The sequence below is a fragment of the Streptomyces lunaelactis genome, from assembly GCF_003054555.1.
In the GTDB taxonomy this organism is placed as follows: Bacteria; Actinomycetota; Actinomycetes; order Streptomycetales; family Streptomycetaceae; genus Streptomyces; species Streptomyces lunaelactis.
This window is the reverse complement of record NZ_CP026304.1, coordinates 7,719,791-7,740,197: the sequence shown is the minus strand read 5'-3', so window position 1 is coordinate 7,740,197 and position 20,407 is coordinate 7,719,791. Positions and strand designations below refer to the sequence as shown.

17 protein-coding genes and 2 pseudogenes are annotated in these 20,407 nt (G+C 69.3%); 12 read left to right on the top strand and 7 right to left on the bottom strand.

Annotated features, from left to right (window positions below; translation table 11 throughout):
• The first annotated feature begins 136 nt into the window (after window positions 1-136).
• The 5 genes and pseudogenes from SLUN_RS35340 (at window position 137) to SLUN_RS35320 (ending at window position 5,515) form a co-directional block, all read left to right on the top strand.
• The gene (locus tag SLUN_RS35340) at window positions 137-676 is read left to right on the top strand and encodes a hydrogenase maturation protease (protein WP_108153985.1); all 540 of its coding nucleotides are present in this window, start codon (window positions 137-139) and stop codon (window positions 674-676) included.
• Window positions 673-765, top strand: a pseudogene (locus tag SLUN_RS42470) (acylphosphatase); the annotation flags it as partial. The gene SLUN_RS35340 and the pseudogene SLUN_RS42470, both read left to right, overlap by 4 nt.
• Window positions 766-1,013: 248 nt before the next feature.
• Window positions 1,014-3,719, top strand: a complete 2,706-nt coding sequence (locus tag SLUN_RS35330) for a bifunctional acetate--CoA ligase family protein/GNAT family N-acetyltransferase (protein WP_108153983.1) — start codon at window positions 1,014-1,016, stop codon at window positions 3,717-3,719.
• A 14-nt stretch (window positions 3,720-3,733) separates the two neighbouring features.
• Entirely contained in the window at window positions 3,734-4,465 is a 732-nt protein-coding gene (locus tag SLUN_RS35325) for a CBS domain-containing protein (RefSeq protein ID WP_108155111.1), read from the top strand.
• Window positions 4,466-5,254: 789 nt separating this feature from the next.
• Entirely contained in the window at window positions 5,255-5,515 is a 261-nt protein-coding gene (locus tag SLUN_RS35320; protein ID WP_175313664.1) for a hypothetical protein, read from the top strand.
• Between the two features lie 306 nt (window positions 5,516-5,821).
• Here SLUN_RS35320 and SLUN_RS35315 read toward each other — a convergent pair whose 3' ends face one another.
• The 5 genes from SLUN_RS35315 to SLUN_RS35295 all read right to left on the bottom strand — a co-directional run bounded on the left by SLUN_RS35315 (window position 5,822) and on the right by SLUN_RS35295 (window position 11,472).
• Window positions 5,822-6,316, bottom strand: coding sequence for a sigma-70 family RNA polymerase sigma factor (locus tag SLUN_RS35315; protein ID WP_217505502.1), 495 nt, complete (start codon window positions 6,314-6,316; stop codon window positions 5,822-5,824).
• Between the two features lie 539 nt (window positions 6,317-6,855).
• Window positions 6,856-7,878, bottom strand: a complete 1,023-nt coding sequence (locus tag SLUN_RS35310; RefSeq protein WP_108153981.1) for an aldo/keto reductase — start codon at window positions 7,876-7,878, stop codon at window positions 6,856-6,858.
• Between the two features lie 103 nt (window positions 7,879-7,981).
• On the bottom strand, window positions 7,982-9,019 hold the full coding sequence (locus SLUN_RS35305) for an AraC family transcriptional regulator (protein WP_159100405.1): 1,038 nt from the start codon (window positions 9,017-9,019) through the stop codon (window positions 7,982-7,984).
• A 283-nt stretch (window positions 9,020-9,302) separates the two neighbouring features.
• Complete coding sequence (locus SLUN_RS35300) at window positions 9,303-10,016, bottom strand: alpha/beta fold hydrolase (protein ID WP_108153979.1); 714 nt, start codon at window positions 10,014-10,016, stop codon at window positions 9,303-9,305.
• A 346-nt stretch (window positions 10,017-10,362) separates the two neighbouring features.
• Window positions 10,363-11,472, bottom strand: a complete 1,110-nt coding sequence (locus SLUN_RS35295; protein WP_108153978.1) for an FAD-dependent oxidoreductase — start codon at window positions 11,470-11,472, stop codon at window positions 10,363-10,365.
• Between the two features lie 349 nt (window positions 11,473-11,821).
• Between SLUN_RS35295 and SLUN_RS35290 the strand changes: the two genes are divergently transcribed.
• Entirely contained in the window at window positions 11,822-12,097 is a 276-nt protein-coding gene (locus SLUN_RS35290; protein ID WP_257153856.1) for a cysteine hydrolase family protein, read from the top strand.
• A 67-nt stretch (window positions 12,098-12,164) separates the two neighbouring features.
• On the opposite strand, the pseudogene SLUN_RS35285 reads toward SLUN_RS35290, so the two are convergent.
• Window positions 12,165-12,415, bottom strand: a pseudogene (locus SLUN_RS35285) (transposase); the annotation flags it as partial.
• A gap of 194 nt (window positions 12,416-12,609) precedes the next feature.
• On the opposite strand from SLUN_RS35285, the gene SLUN_RS35280 reads away from it, so the two are divergent.
• The 5 genes from SLUN_RS35280 to SLUN_RS39725 all read left to right on the top strand — a co-directional run bounded on the left by SLUN_RS35280 (window position 12,610) and on the right by SLUN_RS39725 (window position 18,434).
• Window positions 12,610-13,674: a ferritin-like domain-containing protein gene (locus SLUN_RS35280; protein WP_108153976.1), complete on the top strand. Its 1,065-nt coding sequence runs from the start codon at window positions 12,610-12,612 to the stop codon at window positions 13,672-13,674.
• 90 nt (window positions 13,675-13,764) lie between these two features.
• A complete protein-coding gene (locus tag SLUN_RS35275) occupies window positions 13,765-15,717 on the top strand; it encodes a LodA/GoxA family CTQ-dependent oxidase (protein WP_108153975.1) in 1,953 nt (650 codons plus the stop codon).
• Complete coding sequence (locus SLUN_RS35270; protein WP_108153974.1) at window positions 15,717-16,889, top strand: NAD(P)/FAD-dependent oxidoreductase; 1,173 nt, start codon at window positions 15,717-15,719, stop codon at window positions 16,887-16,889. Before SLUN_RS35275 ends, SLUN_RS35270 begins: the two co-directional genes overlap by 1 nt.
• A 90-nt stretch (window positions 16,890-16,979) precedes the next feature.
• A complete protein-coding gene (locus SLUN_RS35265) occupies window positions 16,980-17,696 on the top strand; it encodes a hypothetical protein (RefSeq protein WP_108153973.1) in 717 nt (238 codons plus the stop codon).
• 555 nt (window positions 17,697-18,251) lie between these two features.
• Window positions 18,252-18,434, top strand: coding sequence for a hypothetical protein (locus tag SLUN_RS39725; RefSeq protein WP_159100404.1), 183 nt, complete (start codon window positions 18,252-18,254; stop codon window positions 18,432-18,434).
• A gap of 36 nt (window positions 18,435-18,470) precedes the next feature.
• Here the strand turns inward: SLUN_RS39725 and SLUN_RS35260 are convergent, their stop codons facing one another.
• The gene (locus SLUN_RS35260) at window positions 18,471-19,070 is read right to left on the bottom strand and encodes a CGNR zinc finger domain-containing protein (protein WP_217505500.1); all 600 of its coding nucleotides are present in this window, start codon (window positions 19,068-19,070) and stop codon (window positions 18,471-18,473) included.
• A 90-nt stretch (window positions 19,071-19,160) separates the two neighbouring features.
• Here SLUN_RS35260 and SLUN_RS35255 point away from each other — a divergent pair, with 90 nt between their 5' ends.
• Window positions 19,161-19,937, top strand: a complete 777-nt coding sequence (locus SLUN_RS35255; protein WP_108153971.1) for an MBL fold metallo-hydrolase — start codon at window positions 19,161-19,163, stop codon at window positions 19,935-19,937.
• The last annotated feature ends 470 nt before the right edge of the window (window positions 19,938-20,407 follow it).

The following is a 20,407-nucleotide window of genomic DNA, read 5'->3' as shown; positions in this document are numbered from 1 at the left end:
CTTGCCCCGTTGAGCCTGGCGTGTGCGCGGTCGGGTGCGCAGGGGCCACTCAGACCCTTCCTGGGGCCCTTCGGCCCAACGCCCCCCGGCAGGTCCGCACGCAGGCTGGAAGCGAACGCAGCGGAGGGAGAGGATCATGTCCGGCTCCACGCATTCCGTCCGTATCGCCATCATCGGGGTCGGCAACGAGTTCCGCCACGACGACGGGGTGGCCTGGGCTGTGATCGCCCGGCTGCGGGAGCGGGCTGCCGGTCGTCCCCTGCCCCCGGGAACAGTCCTGTCGGTGTGCGACGGAGATCCGGGGCGACTGATCGGGCTGTGGGAGAACGCGGACCTGGCCGTGGTGCTGGACGCCGCACACGCGCATCCCGGCCACCCGGGGCGGGTGCACCGGCTGGAGCTGGACGCGGCCGAGCTGGGGCGGCCGCACACGACGAGTTCGCACGGGCTGGGCCTCGGTGAGGCCGTCGAGCTGTCGCGGGCGCTGGGGCGACTGCCGGGCCATCTCGTGGTGTACGCCGTCGAAGGGGCGGACACCATGCTCGGCACGGGCCTGTCCGAGCCGGTTGCCGCGAAGGTCGAAGCACTCGTCGAACGGGTGGAGGACGAGATCGTCCGCCACCGGGACGCGGCCGCCCGCGGCCCCCGCGATACACACAGCGGAGGCCCACCATGACCGGCGAGCGCATCGCCCGGCGCGTCGAGGTCTTCGGCACGGTCCAAGGCGTGGGCTTCCGCCCACACGTGCACCGCCTGGCGACCGGCCACACCACCATTGCTGAGGCGACCGCCGCCCTCGTCAAACGCACCGTTGCCGCCGGGGCGCCGCGGACCGTGTGCCTGTCCGGCGGTTGCTTCCAGAACCGGCGGCTGCCGCTGCCGCAGGCGCCCCTGGACCGACCGGACGCGCCCCGAGGGCCGGTCCGCCCCGCTCACTGGCCCGGCCGACCCCTGCGGCCGGCCGCGCTCCTGCCCGAGTCTGGACATGGATTCCCCACGAGGAGGACACCGTCATGACGCAGATCCACAGCCCCGCGAGCAACGCCCGGCAGGTGCACGCGCTGCTGACGGACGGCACGACAGTGCGGATACGGCAGGCGGGGCCAGCCGATCACGACGCCGTCCTGGCCCTGTACGAGGGCATGTCGGCGGAGAATCTGCGGCGACGCTTCTTCACGGTGAGCCACCTGTCCGCCGAACAGGCGGCCGGCCGGCTCACCCGGCGCGACCAGTCCGGCTACCGCGCTCTGGTCGCGGAGAGCGGCGGGCGGCTCGTCGGACTGGCCGAGTACGACGCCATACCGGAATCGGCCACGGCCGAGATCGCACTCACCGTCGCGGACGACTGGCACCACCGGGGCCTTGGCACCCTGCTGCTGGAGCATCTCGTCGACGCCGCCCGCCAAGCGGGCATCACCGCCTTCGCGGCCGACGCACTGTCCGAGAACCACGAGATGCTGAAAGTGTTCGCCGACCTCGGCCTGCGTACGACCCGACACTTCGACGGTCCCGAGGTGCGCTGGACGGTCCAACTCACCGTGGACGAGGACTACTTGTCGGCAGTCGACAACCGGGGCAGCACCGCCGACGTGGCGAGCCTGAAACCGCTGCTGCGGCCCCGCACTGTCGCCGTGGTCGGCGCGGGCCGCAAGGCGGGCTCGGTCGGCCGGGCCGTGCTGCGCAATGTGCGGACCGGTGGTTTCGCGGGCCGTCTGGACGCGGTCAATCCGCAGGCGGAGGCGATCGAGTGGGTGAGTTGCCACCACTCCGTGGCCGAGCTGTCCTTTCCGCCCGATCTCGCCGTGCTCGCCGTCCCCGCGGCCGCCGTACCGCAGGCCGCCGAGGACTGCGGGAAGCTTGGCGCGAGGGCGCTGCTGGTGGTCTCCTCCTGCCTCGACGCCCACCAGGCGGCCGCGCTGCTCGCCACGTGCCGTGCGTACGGGATGCGGCTGGTCGGCCCCAACTGCCTCGGTCTGGCCAACACCGACCCGGATCTGCGGCTGAACGCCACATTCGCCGCCGACCGCCCCCTGGCGGGCACGGCCGGGGTCGCCGTGCAGTCCGGAGGAGTGGGCATCGCGCTGCTCGACGGGCTGTCCCGGCTCGGCATCGGGGTGTCCACCTTCGTCTCGCTGGGCGACAAATACGACGTCAGCGGCAACGACATGCTGCAGTGGTGGGAGAGCGACGGGCAGACCGACCTCGCTGTGCTGCACCTTGAATCCTTCGGCAATCCGCGCGCGTTCTCGCGAACAGCGCGGCGGGTGGCCCGCACGATGCCTGTCCTGACCGTGGACGCCGGGCGCTCCGAGGCCGGTCGCCGGGCCGCCGCCTCCCACACCGCGGCGGCGGCCACGCGGACCATGACCCGGCAGGCCCTGTTCACCCAGGCCGGAATCATCGCGACCCGCACGATCGGCGAACTCCTCGACAGTGCGGCCCTGTTGCACTCCCAGCCGCTGCCGTCCGGCTCCTCGGTCGCCATCGTCACCAACGCGGGCGGGGCAGGCGTACTGGCCGCCGACGCCTGCGCAGAGGCCGGGCTGAGGATTCCCGAGCTCGGCAGCGAGCTGGTCGCCGAGCTGCTGGCCGGGCTGCCCGCAGGGGCCTCCGCCACCAATCCCGTCGACGCCACCGCCGCCGTCACCGAGACGCAACTGCAGGAGTGCGTCGACCGGCTCGCGGCGCACGGGGCCGTGGACGCCGTACTGGTGGTGCTGGTCCCCACCGCGGTCGCCGCGGCGACCGGCGACGATCTCGTCCGGGCCCTGTCCCCCGGCCCGGACCGCCGTCGCTCCCGAACGGTCGCCGCGGTCCTGCCCGCCCAGGCGGCGCGGGTCGAGCTGCTGCCCACCGCGGACGGCGGATTTGTACCCTCCTACTCCGACGCGGCGGACGCGGCCCGCGCCCTGGCACACGCCGTGACGTACGCACGCTGGCGCGCCCGCCCGGAAGGCACGATCCCCGAGCTCGCGGACGTGGACACCGCGGCGGCGAAAGCAACGGCCGACGCCTTCCTCGCCGAACACCCCGACGGGGACTGGCTCGACCCCCGTGCGACGGCCGAACTCCTCGGCCACTACGGCATCCCGCAGATTCCCTGGGAGTGGGCCGAGGACGAAGAGGCCGCCGTCACCGCAGCAGCCAGGCTGGCGGGACCTGACGGGCGGGTCGTGATGAAAGCCCACTGGCCGGGCCTGGTCCACAAGAGCGAACAGCGCGCCGTCCACCTCGATCTTCAGAATGCCTCGCAGGTGCGGGCTGCACACCGCGATCTGGTCACCCGTTTCGGAGACCTGATGACCGGAGTGGTCGTCCAGCCGCTCGCCGAACGCGGCATCGAGCTCTTCGCCGGCGTCGTTCAGGACGAAGTCTTCGGCCCGCTGGTCCTGTTCGGCCTGGGCGGCACGGCGACCGAGCTCCTGGCCGATCACGCCGCCCGGCTCGCCCCGCTGACCGACCACGACGTGCACGACCTCATCACCTCGCCGCGGTGCGCGCCGCTGCTCTTCGGCTACCGCGGCGGCGGCGCCGTCGACCTCGAAGGACTGGAGCAGCTGCTGCTGCGGCTGTCCCGGATGGCCTGTGACCTTCCGCAGCTCGCCGAGGCCGATCTCAATCCCGTGATCGCCCGCCCGGGCGGCATCACGGCCCTGGACATCCGCGTCCGGCTGATGCCGCGGCAGGCCCGCGACCCGTATCTGCGCCGGCTGCGCTGAGAGGAGCAATGGACATGAAGCACATGAAGATCGGTGCGCTGATGGTCGATGACGTCGTCAAGGTAACGTACGACACTCCGTTCAAGGAAGTGGCCCGGCTGCTCGGCGAGCACCGCATCAGCGGACTGCCGGTGGTCGACGAGGACGAAAAGGTCATCGGAGTGATCTCGGAGACCGACCTGATGGCCCGGCAGGCCGAGGAACCGGCGCTGGACGAGCAGGGACGGCCGCACTGGCTCAGCTGGCTGCACATCTCCAAGGGGCATGATGCGGACAAGGCCCATGCGCGTACTGCGGGAACCCTGATGTCCGCGCCTGCCATCACCGTGCGGGCCGAGTCGACCATCGCGGAGGCCGCCAGGACCATGGCGCAGCGCCGGATCGAGCGACTGCCCGTGGTCGACGAGGAGGACCGGCTGGTCGGCATCGTCACCCGCCGGGATCTGCTCCAGGTCTTCCTGCGGCCGGACGAGGAGATCCGCCGCGCAATGGTGGACGAAGTGATCGTCAACACCCTCTGGCTCGACCCGGAGACCGTAACGGTCGACGTAAGCGAAGGCGTCGTCACGCTCAGCGGCCAGTTGGAGCGGCGCAGCGACGTAGCGATTGCGCTGCGGATGGCCAGCCAGGTGGACGGAGTCGTGGCCGTCGTCGACAAGTTGACGTACCGCATGGACGACTCGCATCTGCGGCCCGACGAGCCGGCCGTCCATGGCGTCGGCGAGGAGTGGCTGCGCAGGCACTGAGGAGGTGTCCGGAATGAACGCGAGACACACCATGACCGATGTCCACCCGCCGTTCCGCCTCGCGATGCGACGGATCGATGCCGAGGACCATCGGGACGTGTGGCGTGAGTGTGGAGCGCCCTCCGTCGGGGCTGGGCACGTAGTCGCCCCCGGCCGCCGTGCCGGTTCGCACCGCGCGAGGGGCAGCCCGGCCGAGTGGTCATCCGGACCTGGTCGGCGCCCGCCGGGTGGTGGACATGCCGCTGGGCGAACTGCTCCCGCGGATCTGCTGAGCCGACCGCCGTCTCGGTCTCCAAACGACCGGCACGCCGTCGCTCTGGCCAATAGCCCGCCGCTGTCCGAAGAGCACTGAGGAGGCACTCATGAGCATCAGCTGGAGTTTCGAAGAGCAGCGCGGTGTGGCGGTGATGCGTTTCGTGGGTCTCCTCGGCAGCGGCTCGGTCGACCGGTCTCGGAGGGGTTCGCCCTGTTGGTTTTCGAGGGGCTTGTCCCGGTTGGGTTGAGGCCCCGTCCAATGCGGTCCCAGGAGGTCAGCAACGCGACCGGATGGTTCCCTGGGGCTCTTACTCGGCATCGCGAGCACATGACCACGAATCAGGCATCACGACCTCACGCCGAAGCCCTGACTTGGCAAGGCCGGACCGTTCTGCGATTTCCTTGACGGGAATCTCTGCGCCCGCCGGTCCTTCCTCGAGCAGTTCGACCGCAGCGGCCAAATTCGATTCCGTTGCTCGAGGTTGTGCCACTCCAAGCGCGCATCGTGACGCGTCGACGTTCGACGTTCGACGAGTGTACGACGGCAGCCCCACCTTCCCGGACATCAACGGGGCCTGGCGGATCGCCGAACAGACCGGCGCCACTATGGTCGGCGTGGGCGCGGCCTACCTCGCCGCCGTGGAGAAATCGGATACGCACCTCGCGGCCCAGTTCAGTCTCAAGCGACTGCGCTCCACCGGATCGTCCCTGCCGCCCAGCACCTGGCGGTGGGTCTACGACCGGCTCGCACCGAACGTCTGGCCCAGCCTCGACGGCTTTGACACTTGCGTGTAGGCCGTTCACCGCAGCGGACGGCCGAAGTTGGTCAGGGACGTCCAGGACCATCGGGGGTCAGCAAAGCCGCCGCGCCGACGGCCGGGGAGCCGGGCGCCCAGCACCTCGTGGGCACGGGGCCCGGTGGGTTCCCCGCCAGGACCAGCCAACGCGAGGCAGGATGCGGCGAACACGCCCAACACCGCCCCAAAGGCCCGTCGCCCATGGCGCGGCTCGGCGACGTTCAGTAAGGCAAGGGTGTCGTCGCCCTCCAGGGCCCCTCCGAGGCGCTGGAGCACGCAGCCCCCGTGCTCCAGCCCCTGATCTTCACCGACGTGCCTGGATTCCCTGGGACATCAGGACTCGACGCAGTGCTCGCAACGCGTGGCTGGTGCGGGACTTCACCGTGCCGGTCGGGAGTTTCAATTCGGCCGCGGTGTCCTCGACACTGCGATCCAGGTAGTACCGGTGAACCAGTACCTCGCGGTGGTGCGGGGACAGGTCCACCATCGCCTTCCTCAGCACATGCGCCGTGAGCGTGCTCTCGCCGACGTCGGGCACCACGTCCACGTCCAGGTCCGACGGGCACATCTCCACCGGACGTGCGCGACGGGCGCGGAGACCGTCGATGGCCAGCCGCCGCACGACGGTGAAGAGCCAGGGCCGCGCCAGTCCTTGGGTGGAGATGAGCCGGTCCGCGTGCCGCCAGGCCCGTAGCAGCGCCTCCTGGACGAGATCCTCGGCGCTGTGGACGTCACCCAGGGTGAGTGTCCTGGCGAAGCGCAGCAGGGCGGCTTCCTCCGCCGCATTGATGACTCGCATGAAGGCCTGTCCTCTGTCCGGGACTGCCTGCCCGACTCCTGCAACATGCTCTGCGACGCCGCCGGACGACGAATCGCCCGAGGCCGCGACAAAGGCAGCGGTCAATGCGGCTGTGGCCGCAACCTCGGGCAGCGCCGCCGGTACCAGGGTCATCAAGGATCCTCGGAAGGTGGTTGGACGGTTGAATGTGATGGGTGCGGTGAGCAGTTGCCGGCTCTGGAGCCGTGGCCCAGGCCGCACGTGGTGATCGCTGACGGTTGGAACGGCCGCGGGTCGGTGCACGGGTACGACAGCCGTGAAACGTCTCTCGCGAGGGTGTCCGCGTCGGGACGCCCGAGACGTCTCGCATGCCCTTGGCCCGCGATCGACGCACCATTGCTTTCTGAAGCTCAGTCAGTTACGTCGTGCCGTCCCGGGCTCCGGCAAGCACGGCGACCTCGCGTCGCCTGGCCACGGCCGTGCTCGCAGCGCGAACGATGGGCGAACCGCGACCGGCGTGCGGACGACTGCGCCGTATCCCGGTCGTGGTCGGCGCCGGGTCAGGAGTGCAGCGGCAGGCGGTCGTCGGGCCTGCCCTGGGCCCAGTTGGGGTAGGGGTCGGGCTGTGCGCTGACAGCGTCCAGTTCTGCCAGGTCCTCGTCGGTGAGTACGAGGTCGACGGCGGCCAGGTTCTCGGTGAGCTGGTCGGGGCGCTTCGCGCCGACGATGACGCTTGTGATCCCCGGCTGGGCCAGTGCCCAGGCGAGGGCGACGCGGGCCACGCTCACGCCATGCCACCCGGCGACGACGCGCAGCGCGTCCACGATGTCCCAGCCGCGTTCCCGGTCCACGGGCGGGAAGTCGGCGAGGGCGCGGCGCGCGGTGTCGTCGCTGGTGCCGTTGCGGTCGAAGTTGCCGGACAGGAACCCGCCGGCGAGCGGGCTCCACACCAGCGTGGCGAGCTTCTGGTCCGCAGCCATCGGCAGGATCTCCCGCTCGATGTCCCGTCCGGCCAGCGAGTAGTACACCTGCTGGGACACGAAGCGCTCCAGCCCGCGCGACTGCGAGGCGCCGAGGAACTTCATCATCTGCCACGCGGCCAGGTTGGACGCGCCGATGTAGCGGATCTTGCCCTGCCGGACGGCGTCGTCCAGTGCGGCCAGTGTCTCCTCCACCGGGGTCAGGGGATCGAAACTGTGGATCTGGTACAGGTCGATATGGTCGGTACGCAGCCGGCGCAGGCTGTCCTCCAGCGCCCGGGTGACCCACAGCCGGGACAGGCCGAGGTCGTTGGGGCCGGTGCCCATGCGGGCGAAGAGCTTGGTGGCGAGCAGCACGTCCTGCCGTCTCGAGCCCAGCACCCGGCCGACGATCTCCTCGCACTCGCCCGCCGCGTACATGTCGGCGGTGTCGACGAGGTTGACACCCGCGTCGAGAGCCAGGCCCACAAGCTCGTCCGCGGCCTTCTCGTCCAAACCACCTACGAGGCTCCACGGCGGCTTGCCCGCCCCGCCGAACGTCATCGTGCCCAAAGCGATCCGGGACACGAAAACCCCCGTGGCGCCAAGCTGCTCGTACTGCATGTTCCGCCTTCCACTGATGCGTGTTCGGGCCGTGGACGGTGCCGCTGCGGCCGTCCGGACGGCTGCCTGCGACGCTACGGGCGGGCGGGAGAGCAGGCCATGATCAAGCGTCCGGAGAACCTGCGCGTTCGTCTGAGGCGGCCGGGAGACGGAAGGGCACTGTCGGCCAACCGTCCAGCCTCGCGATCACTGCTGCGGGCGGAGCGCTGCGGAACTGCGCCGGCGAGAGGCCAGTGATCCGTTTGAACGCGGTGCTGAACGCACTCTCCGACGAGTACCCCCACTCGGAGGCCAGGGAGGCCACAGTCCGCTCGCCGCGGCGCAACTCCCGGCCGGCGGCAAGAATCCGCCAGCGCTGGAGGTAGACGAGCGGCGGGAGCCCGACGAGTTCCTTGAAGCGGGCGGCGAAGCTCGCCCGGGACATGCCCGCCTGAGCACCGAGCGTCGCGACGGTCCATGGACGACCGGCCTGTTGGTGCATCAGCAGCAGCGCACGGCCGATACGCGGATCGCCCAGGGCACCGAGCCAGCCCGGCAGGGCCGTCCCGTCCGTTGCATGCGCTCCCGCCACGACGGCCCGCAGCGCCTGTATGAACAGGATCTCGGTGAGCCGCTCCGACATCACGGAGGTGCCCAGGCGCACGGCGCTCACCTCGTCGAGGAACATCCCGAGCAGCGGCTGGATCGCCTTCGCCTGGGCAGTTCCGGCGCGGATGGCGACCATGGGTGGCAGTCCGCCGAGCAGCAGGGCGACGGTGGCGTCGAGGAAGTCGACGCTGCCGCCGACGATGAGTGTCCGCTCCTGGTCGGCAGTGCTGCGCGTCTCCCGGAGCCGCACGATGCGGCTGTCGGATCGCTTGTAGAGCTCCTCCGCGCTGCGGTACGGCGTGTCCAGGTCCCCGGAGACCGCGAACGACTCACGCGCTGCCAGCAGGAAGCAGTCGCCGGTCTCGAAGCGCACCGGATCGGCTCCGTCGACACCCAGCCAGCAGGAGCCGTCAAGTACGGCCCCGATCTTGATGTGCTCGTGGACGCCGAAGCGAAGTGCCCACCTGCCCCACGCCTCCAGGCCGGACAGCGATCCCGTCCGGACGTTCAACGAGGCGAGGACATCCGACAGCGGCTCAGCCGGTGATTTCATGTCATTCACGCTAGCGGAGCGGTTGCCCATGCCCGCCGAGCAGTGCAGCCGCCAGCGGGCGGCCCCGCGGCGGAATGCGGGACAGGTCGTGCTCCGGCGGGCGCGCTTGGAGGGCCGTCGCGTGGTTGATGCCGTGCACCCGTCCTACGAGCGTCGGGACACAGGTTTCGCTGACCCCTGGCTCGAGGTCCGCCTCCGAACGGTCAGAAACCGGTGTCGGGGGTTGGCCCGGCCCGAGAGGTGCCGTAGTCGCCGACTGTGGCTCTCGGATTGCGAACCGGAGTTACCCAGCTTCTCCAAGGGAGATATTCGCGAGAAGGGCAGCAAGTTCTGCGGGCATCGACAGGAACGGCGAGTGACTGCTTTTCAGCCGGTGAATGCCATTTGCTCGGGCAGCGAGTCTCTCCTGTGCCTGGGGCGGCAGAGCCTCATCCTGCTCACAGATGATGTACGTGGAGGGCGTGGTTCGCCACCCCGCCTTTGTCACCCGCTCGCTGAACGATCTCGCACTTTGCGGCACGAGCTGCCGGACCGCTCGCACGGTCTCCTCCTCGGATACATCGGCGTAGAGCTCCTTATCACTGTTTTCCAAAGGCGGGATGACGCCCTTCGGCTCCTCCGGTTCAGGAGCACCGTGGAAGCCGAACAGGCTTTCATCGACGTCCAGTTGATATGCCGCCAGATAGATGGCATGCGAGACGTTGGAGGCGTCGGCGATGGCTTGGGTCACTGGAATGCCACCGTAGGAGTGACCGACGACCACCACGGGGCCCTCGATATCTTCAAGGGTCTCCAGGACGGCTCGCGCGTCTTCATGAATGCCGGGGAGCGGTTCGGCGGTCGGGGCTTCCGGCCTCACGGCACTGGGCAGTTCAACCGTTCGAGTCGTCCAGCCGTCGACGACGAGCGCGGACTCCAGCTTCTCCCAGCACCAGGGGCCGTGCCATGCTCCGTGCACCAGGAGCAGAGTGGGACGGGATGCTTCGGTGGTAACCAAGTTGAATCTCCTCGATGTTCCAGAAAATTGCCGGAGAGGCCGGCGTCCGCGCCGGCCCCGATGTGCCGGGCGTGCAGGGTCCTCCACCGCGGTGCCGGAGCACACGCCATCCTTCAGCTCGTGTGGAGCCCGGGGCGGGCGGCGCAAGGGGGATGCCCGACTCGAAGGTGAAGCCGACAACCCCCGCTACGAGGCCGGTCCCGGCGGGGTTCTCCCACAACGGCCCGATACACAACCGTGACAACCCCCGCGCCCCGCTACAGCCGTGGCTCCTTGCCGCCGGGACCCGCCTCCCCCTGGGACGGGCACGACGCCGCGCGCGTACAAGGTGGCGGCAGGGCCGGCGTCAGGGCAGGTCGCGCAGCGGGGCGTAGCCGCGCTCGTACAGGCCCTTGGCGCCGTAGCGGAGCGCGATGTTGCGGACGGTGGGCGGCATGGACCTGGTCCGGTCGCGCTGGTGGGTCTGCCGCTGGACCCACCGGGTGCGGGGGAGCCTGCGCTCGACGTACTGCTGCAGGAGGTGTTCGGTGTCTCCCCCGGTGGCCAGCACCTCGGCGAGGACCTGGGCGTCCTCGACGGCCATGGCAACGCCCTGGGCCATGTTGGGCGAGCCGGCGTGGGCGGCGTCCCCGACGAGCACGACGCGTCCGTGCGCCCATGCCTCGCCGCTGACCTCCTCCACCGGTGAGAAGTACGCCTCACCGGCGGCGGGTGTGGCCAGCAGGTCCCGTACGCGCTGGTCGTAGCCGGAGAAGAGCCCGGGGAGACCGGCGCGAGTGGTCGGGTCCTTGGGTGAGGCGGCCGCCACGTCGGCGTAGCAGCACACCCGGCCCCCGCCGACGGGGTAGGCCAGGAAGGCCGTTCCCGGGCCCAGCCACACGGTCCACCGGTCGATGTCGGGAGCGTCGGTCAGGAAGCGCCAGCAGACCTGCCCGAGGTAGCGGGCACCGGTCGCCGGATCGACCGACTCCCGCAGGTCCGACCGTATGCCGTCCGCTCCCACGACTACGTCGTACTGGCCGCTCCCGCCGTCGCTGAACTCGACGTGCACACCGTCGTCGGACTGCTTGAGCGAGACCAGGGTGACCCCGTGGCGGACGGGCACCGGCACGATGTCCTGCAGGGCCGCATGGAGGTCGCCTCGGGTGATGCCGACGCAACCGGCGGTGCCTCTCCACAGTTCGGCCATGGCGATGTCGGCCAGCACCCTGCCCCGGTGGTCCATCAGCCGCTGCCCGGGCACGGGCGCTCCCAGCGCGGTGAGGTGGTCCCCCAGCCCCAGTGCGGTCAGCGCGCGGACGCTGTTCCCGGGCAGGAAGAGCCCAGCCCCCATGGCTCGGCGCTCGGGAGAACGCTCGATGACATCGACGGACATTCCCTCGCGGTGCAGAGCGGTGGCGGTCGCCAGGCCGGCGATACCGGCTCCGACCACAAGGACGTCAAGGTGACTGGACATGCGAATCTCCTGTACGGCTTCCGGGGGTACGTTCAGCACTACGGCTCGGTCAGCGGCCAGGTTCACGGCCGCGGGCCGCCAAGCGCTCCCCTGCCGCGTCGTCTTCACGACCAGCACCGTTGACACCCGCCGCGCTGTGTCCGAAACCGAGTGCCGAGAGCGGCCACGTACAGCCGCCACACCAAGGCGCCTTGCCGGGGCTGGTGAGGCGAGGGCTCAGCACACCAGTTCGCCTCCAGGTTGTCCACCCAGGCTCGTAGCGTACGGGCGTCGTTCATGATGGCTGGGCGCGCAGTTCCGGCGGCTATCGCGTGGATGTGGGGCCCAACTCCACTCGCGCGACCAAATCGTGGGGCCCGAATCGAACGACCTCGTCCTTCAGTTGCGCAAGCGCGGCGTCTCACAGGTTCTTCTCGCCGGCATGGCCGCCAATCTCTGCGTCGAGGGCCATCTGCGTGAACTCGTCGAGCAGGGCTTCGAAGTGGTCGTCGTCCGGGACGCCACCGTCGGCCCGCGGCTTCCGGAGGGAGACGGCTATCTGTCCGCCCTCATCAACTTCCGCTTCCTGGCCAGCGCCACGTGGTCGACGGACGAGGCCCTCGCTGCACTGCGGGAAAGCAAATGAAAAGGAATCAAACGGGCTGACGTCGCCGCCGAACTCGACGCGAGCAAGGAATGGGGCGACCACCGCCTGCGATCTGGCAGTTGGCCTGCCGGCCCAGCGCGCCGCAGTATTGCGGAGCGACCGCGACTGACATCCGACCGTCCTTGGGCACCGACACGTCATCGATGGACCAAGCGTCCGGCCCGACCAGCGCCACCATGCGATCGGCGATCCGCCGCCGCACCGGCAGCGGATCCCACGTCGGCTGGTTCACGAACTGCCGCAGGTTCTGCTCGTTGCCGTCCGGCAGCCGCCGGCCATTGCCTGGATGGATTTCCGCTCTACAGGGGCCCTACACGCTCATGCCCGGAGATCCGGAATTCGGAAGCCACGCCCTCGAATGGACGAACCATCCCTGAAGTTCGCGCACAAATGATCAGGTCGAACCTGCAGGCCCAGTAGATTGCTCAATCGGCAATGAATGGACGACATGCCACATGCGGTATGCCGTACCCAAATCAGAAGGGTTCGTCATGGCCCAGGACCTCGAGTACGAGAGCAACGCCATTGTCGATCTGATGGGGGTCCTCCCCGCGGACCGCGATGCGGAATGGCTGAAGAACTCCCTGCAGCAGGCGATCATGGTCGAGCTCGCGACCATCGGCCCTTACGCGAGTGGCCTCTGGTCGATCAAGCAGCCTGGCCTGACGGTCTACAACGATATCCGGGAGATCATCTTCGACGAGATGACCCACATGGGGTTGGTGTGCAACATGCTGACCACCATCGGAGGGACTCCGATCATCGCCGACCCGAAGGTGGTGCCGAAGTACGAGGGCACTCTGCCGGGTGGCGTGCGGCCCGAGTTGATCGTCTTTCTTGAGGGCCTGAACAAGGATTCGGTCGAGATGTTCTCCGAGATCGAACGCCCGGACAACCCCGTGGCCCAGTTCGAGACCTTCACCACGATCGGGGCCTTCTACACCGCGATCGAGGAGGCGTTCGAGGCGCACCAGCACCTGATCCGGGGAACCCGACAGATCGACTACTCCCTGGCGCACCACGGCGAGGGCAACAACATCGTCCCGCTCGACACCATCGAGAAGGTTCGCGATGCCATCGAGGTCATCAAGGAGCAGGGCGAGGGCACATCCGCCTCACCCGAGAACCCCTTCCCCGGAAAGCCCGGGGAGCTGGCGCACTTCTATGTATTCCGGGAGCTGTTCCACGGCAAGAAGCTGATCAAGATTGCGGAGTCTCCGGACGTCTGGGACTTCAAGGGCGACGACGTCCCAATGCCCCCGGCCTACCCCATGGGGAGGGTCCCCCGGGGCGGTTGGGCCAACGACGAGCTGAACACGCCCACTCCCGAGGTCCAGCAGACTCTTGACGAGTTCAACGCAGAATTCAGCGCGATGCTGCGAGCGCTGGAGAGGGCGTGGCAGACAGACGATTCGACTGTGGGCAAGAACGAGGTGAATACGGCGGTCCGCCACATGTTCAACATGGGCCCGAAGGCAAGAGCCCTGGTGGTGCAGGAGCTGCCCGACGGCAGCGGGAAGACCTACGGCCCGGAATTCCTGTACGTCGACGAGTGAGAAGTCCAACCCGGCCGATCCCATTCGATGCACGCTTCCATCGGTTCCGCCCCGCCCTGCCCCTTGGGCCTACTGGAAAGTACCGACCGAATGCCCGATAACATCGTACGTGCCGCAATCCACCCCGCCATCGGGGTGGCGCGCGTCGGAAACAGCCAGGACGAATACTTCCTCGCTCCCGAAATCCTCGATCCCGAACCGAAGGCTCCGGGCTTCTACAAGGATTCCGCGGGTGCCGTCAAACGCCAGGTGGCACGCTTCCGCGTCTACGGGTACGACGCGCAGGGCAACGTCGTCGCCGAGCTCACGCCGGACAACGCCGACATCCGGTGGACGGTGCACATGGCGAACAAGAAGTCCGGCTGGTACCAGTTCCAGCTGGCGCTCGACATCCCGGAGGCCGCGCTCGCCAAGCCATCCGAGCTGCGAAACAAGGATGTCACGGGGGACCGCCGGAAAGACCTGGTCATCGATCCCGGGCCGGTGAGCATCTCCGGGAAGAACAGCGCCGGCGCGGACTTCCAGCTCAAGAACGGCACGTTCATGGGCAAGGAGGTCTATCTGGGGGAGCTGCGTACCGACGATGCCGGGCGACTGCTGGTCCTGGGCGGCTACGGCCGGTCGGCCTCGTACGACGGGCGCCCGGCGACCACGTACGCCAACAACGACGGCTGGCACGACGACATCGCGGACGGCCCGGTCACTGCGAGCGTGACCGTCGACGGTCGGCAGCTGGCGGTCGACCCGGCATGGGTACTGGTGGGCCCGCCGAACTACGCGCCCGCGCTGAAGGGCATTCGCACGCTCTACGATCTGCTGTACGACGTCTTCGTCAGCAACGGATCGCTGCCGTTCCCCGAGAAGGTCTCGTTCACCCGGGACATCGAGCCGCTGCTACGCCGCTTCTGCGATCACCAATGGGTCAACCAGGGATTCGCAGCCTTCTTCGGGCACAACGGCCTCGGCCACTTCCTGACTCCGGGAATGCTTGAGCGCCTGAGCAGTACTAAGCCGATCTACAAGGCGCTGCGTCGGCAAGTGTTCAACGCCCTACGGGACTTCGACCGCGACGGCGCCTCGCCGGTTCCGTGGCCCTGGCTGTACGGGGACGCGATGGCCATCCCCCCGCGTTCGCCGCTCCAGCACATGGCGCTGTCCCCGACCCAGTGTCGACTGCTCCAGTACTGGGCCGACGGGGAGTTCGAGGGCGATTGGCAGCCCGTGGGAGCAGCGGCGAAGCCGACCCGTGAACTCGCCGATGTCCCCCTGGCCGAGCAGCCGGCGGCCCTCGACCGTGCAGCGCTGGACTTCTGCCTCGCCGACGCGTTCCATCCCGGGTGCGAGGTGACCTGGCCCATCCGGCATCCCTCCATGTACATGGCGCCCTTCCGCATCCGCCACCACGACACTAAGCAGGGCGAGCCCTCCTACGGAACGCAACTCACCCCCAAGGCAGCGCTCTCCGTGAACGGACCGCTGTACGCCCAGGGTCCCGGCGATGTCACCCGATGGATGGCTGTTCCCTGGCAGACGGACACGGCCAGCTGCCGTTCCGGGTATGAGGCGGCACTCAGCCCGCGCTACGACCCCTACCTGCCCACCTTCTGGCCCGCCCGCGTCCCCAACCACGTGCTCACCGAGCTCGACTACCAGGTGGTGATGGACCCGAGCCGACCGCCGCAGGAGCGTAGGGAGGCCTTCGAGCGACGCGCCACCTGGCTGCGTGGGCTCAAAGGAGACAACCCCGAGCAGCTGAATCAGATGATCGACGACTGGTACCGGCTCGGCATCGTCGAGCTGCGCGACGGGATCGAGGGCAGCACCGACTTCCCCGCCCTGATCCAGGTGGAGTCGACACCGTCGATGGACCTGGCAGGCGTCCTGCCCACACGGAACCTGGTCAGCCTCCACGTACCCGAAGCCGCGGACCCGTCCCTCGCGCGCGCCGCGATCAGCCAGGCCGTCGCGGCCATCGGCTACCCACCCGAAGAGGTGACGGCTGGCTACCTCGACAAGGTCGTCCCCTTCCGCGACAACGCCTGATGTCCGGCCGCGCAGCTGACGCCGGCCGACGGCAACGTCGGCCGGTTCCCGCAGAACTCCCCGCCCGCCACCACGTCCGGTACGACGTCGTGGTGGCGGGCGGGGGACCAGCCGGAACGGCCGCCGCCCTGACCCTCGCCCGCGCGGGCCGCTCCGTGCTTCTCGCGGACGCCGGCACAGGAGCACCCAAGATCGGCGAGGCGCTGCCGTCAGCAGCGCGGCCCCTGCTGCGCGACCTGGGAGTGGACGAACTGGCCATCAGTGCGGGCCACTTGCCGTGCTACTCCAACCTCTCAGGCTGGGGCTCATCCGCCCTCGGATGCGTGGACTTCATCAATGACCCCAACGGACACGGCTGGCACCTCGACCGCCCGCTGTTCGACCGGCGCATGCGCGAGGGGGCCCGCGCGATCGGCGTCCACCTGCGGGAACGCACCGCCGTACGTCCCGAGTCCCGTCGGCAGGACGGCAGTTGGACCGTGACTCTGCGCGGGCCGGCAGCCGCGGAGACCGTGCATTGCGACTGGGTGGTGGACGCCACCGGCCGCGGCCGTGCGATCGCCTCCCGCTGCCGGGCCCGGCACCGCACCCGGGACCGGCTGGTCGCCACCCACGTGACACTGGGAGCGGGCACCGGTGCCGACGAGACCTCCTCACTGGTCGAGTCCAGTGAGGACGGTTGGTGGTACACCACGGTCCTGCCTTCCGGTGGACGCCTCGTCGCCTACTTCACCGATGCCGACCTCGTCACCCCCGACCTGCGAACCTTGCACGGATTCCGGGCACTGCTGCGGCAGACCCGGCATGTGCTGGCCCGAACCGAGGCACATCCCTTTCCCCCGAACGCCGCGTCCCGGCGGTCACCCGCCCACACCGCGCACCTCGACAGCCCCTACGGCGACGGCTGGGTCGCGATCGGAGACGCGGCCGTGGCATTCGACCCGATCTCGTCGCAGGGCATCCTCACCGCGCTGTACACCGGCATGACCGCTGCACGGGCCCTCCACGCCCGCCTCGAAGGCGACGACCGCGCTCTCACGTCCTACGCCACCAACGTGGCAGCGCTGCTCGCCGCTTACCAGCGCAACCGCCACAGCGTCTACGCCCTGGAGCGCCGCTGGGCCGAACGGCCCTTCTGGCAACGCCGACTCACCCCGACCCGGACGTCATAGGCACAGTGTGCCGATGCCCCGCATCCGCCCGCGTCCTGAGACAGCCGCTGACACACAGCAACTCCCCTACCCCCGAAGGAGAACCACCAGATGGCCACCCGCCACGACCACGAGCACGAAGACCCGTCCGTGCACTCCTTCCTCCTCGCCGGCAGGAAGACCATCCACGGCTACCACCTGGCCATGTTCGGCATGGCCGAGCACCGGTACCAGGTGCTGCTCAAGTACAACCTGCCCACCGACGTCATCAACACGTACCTCATGGACGCGCAGGCGCACCCCGAAAGCTTCTACGCAGTGCGCAACACCGAGCCTATGCTGCTGCCCCCCGTGGGAGACGGCACGCTGACCGAGTACCCGGCCCGACTGGACCGGGTCACCCAGACAGGCAATGGCGAGGACCGTGTGTTCGAGCCCATCAAGGAGGGCTTCACCGCACGGATCAAGGAGGTCCTGAACTTCCGCAGGTTCACGCAGGAGGACTTCCCCGCTCACCTCACCTACCTGATCTACGGCGAGGGCGACGAAGCGCACATCGCCCACCGCCTGGTCGACCGGCCCCACTTCGAACAGATCATCACCCTGCGACACGTCCCCGACGGCCTCACGCAGGACGACCTGGCACGCGCCGTCGAAGTGACTATCCCCTCGGTCCCCGACAACGGCCACGGGAACGAGCCCTGGACCACCAGGCCCCTCCCCAACTCCGACTACGAGGCGGTCCTCCACCGCAACGGGACCGCCCAGCCGATCACACTCCCCCTCGGTGACGAACGCTGGTGGAACATCACCACCCTCAACGCGTGAACTGACGTCCCGTAGACAACCTGAGCGAGCCGGTGCGGTCAACCATCGCACCGGCTCGCTCCACCCGTGAATCAGCCACCACCGCGGTGTCCCGGAGGTGGTGGACGCCAACCAGGTCGAGGCCGCCCCCGGTGGCTCTTCCCCGGCCGCCAGCCAGGGCAGCCCATGAACCCGGTCAGCCTCCAAGACCACCTGCGCGAGATCGGCGTCCCACCGCAACGGGGCAGGGCCGCTCCGCAATCCGCCAGCTCGTCCTCCAGCCCCCGGCCCCCAGACAGCCCGGCACCTGCTGCCCCCTGCGTCGCCGGCGATCGAACGCCCGCGTCGTCAAACGCAAGAGGTCCAACTTCGGCGTCAAACGCACCACACACCGGCTCTGGCCGCAGCCCACACTCGACCCAGCCGAAGCCGTGGCCATCGCCCCACACCACAAACGGCCCCGATCAACCCACCAGTGAAGGTCCCACGCGCCTGGGATTCTTAAGTCACTGGTATTGGCTCTACAGGAGAAGCCTCGCGGCACGTCAGACGCACGAGACAGCACCGAGACGGCGTGTGTCACTCACCCCTGGTCCACGGGCGGCTGGACCTGACGCCCCACTAACCACGGCCCGTGAGCCGGCCAAGGCGTGGCCGGACGCCGAGTTGAGGGTCCTCGCCGGCACTGGCCACGCCGAGGACGACGAGATGCGCACCCAGATACTCGGCGCCCTGGCGTTCGAGGACGGGCACAGCTGAACCTCCGGGGCCGGGTCGATCGGAGACCGAGCTGTTTCAGTGCGACTCGAGTCGAGTGCGCCGGGCGTAGGCACGGGCTGCGCGGACGCGATCGCCGCAACGGGTGGAGCACCATTGGCGGCGGCCGTGGCGCAGCAGGTAGCGGGTGCAGGGGCTGGAGCCGCAGGCGGCGAGGCGTTCTGCGTCGGGGCCGGTGAGCAGGTCGGCGGCGTTGTCGGCGAGGGCGGCCAAGGCGTGGTCGACGATCTGGGTGATCGGGTGCGAGTCGGCCCGGAACAGGCCGCGGGTGGGGCCCCAGTGCAGCAGGGAGGCCGCGGGAGCCCTGGAAAGGGCGCCGTTGACGGCGGCGAGAGCGCTCGGCGGGGCGGGGTGCCCGTCCACCCGGGAGGCGAGCAGCGCCCGGATCTGCTCACGCAGCGTCCGCAGTTGCGCCGCGCACGTCTCCTGCAGTCCGGCGCCGGTCGGGGCGAGGTCGTGTTCGGTGAGCCACTGGTTCGTGGCGGCGGGCGTGCCGAGGAGGTCGAGGAACCGGCCGCCGGGCATAGCGATGGCGCTGTTGGCGAAGTCGAGGGCGCGGTACTGCTCCGCGCCCGGTGCGGGCGGCAGCACGGGCTCGGCGGTCACGGTCTCCTCCATGACTCTCATGTTACAGCTTGCATTCTTCCGTGAGAAGCAATTAACGTCTCTCACGGATGAACCGCTTGCGATCCGTGAGGTGTTTCCTGCATGTCCGCTGCCAGCACGCCCCCTGAGCAGATCCCCGTCCGCGTCTTCGGCGGCCCGACCGCGCTCATCGAGTACGGCGGGCTGAGGTTCCTGACCGACCCCACCTTCGACGCCCCCGGCGACTACCCCCTCGGCCCCGGCCTGGTCCTGACCAAGACCGCGCCTTCTTCCGCCTCGCCCGAGGACCTCGGTCGCATAGATGTGGTCCTGCTCTCCCACGACGAGCACCCCGACAACCTCGATCACTCCGGCCGGGCCCTCCTCGCCGACGTGCCCGTCACCCTCACCACCCCCAGCGGCGCGGGCCGCCTTGGCGCAGACGCCAAGGGGCTTGAGGACTGGGAGTCCGTCGAGCTGGACCGTCCCGACGGCGGCACCGTGACCGTGACGGGCGTGCCCGCCATCCACGGCCCTGGGACGCGCGAGGAGGTCGAACCGATATCGGGCGAGGTCGTGGGCTTCGTCCTCACCGCAGCCGACCTGGCCACGGTGTACGTCAGCGGCGACAACGCCTCGCTCGCCCTGGTCAAGGAGATCGGCGAGCGGTTCGGCCCGGTCGACACCGCCGTTCTCTTCGCAGGTGCTCCGCGCCTGCCCGTCTTCGACTCGACGGTGGTGCTCGACAGTGCCCAGGCCGCCGAGGCCGCTCAGCTCCTCGGGGCGCGCCGGGTCGTCCCCGTCCACTTCGACAGTTGGGCCCACTTCACTGAAGGCCGCGACGACCTGGTGGCCGCCTTCACCGCCGCGGGACTGGCCGACCGCCTTCAGCTGAACTGAGCGAACCCCGGCCCGCACCGCGGCATCAGGCCTGTCACTCCTGTCGACCTCCCTGATGGATCGCCCTCACGGCCCCGCGCGTTCCGCCACCCCGGCGAAACTCCGCGGGGCCGGAATGCTCGTTCGGCTCCTGCACCGCGGACAGCGCGTGCGGGCCCCCGTTCTGTGCTCCCCGCACCCGCGATCCGCCGCCGCAAAGCGCCACGACTCCACTGCAGCGCCCGCTGAACGACCGTCCCCACGAGGGGGTGGGCGGCGCAAGCGCGGGCTCACACCAGGATCGGTCCTCCCTTCCAGTGGTGCACCCCTTCCGGAAGGTAACGCGAGTCGCGAAAGCAACACGCGCCCGCTGCAGCTTGGCTCGACACTTGCAACTCGATCCGCACGTCAGAGTGGGTCACTTCGAGGCACGGGCACCCCGTGCCGTATGGCAGGCGAAGAGAGCCGACACTCGCACCTCTCGGCAACGC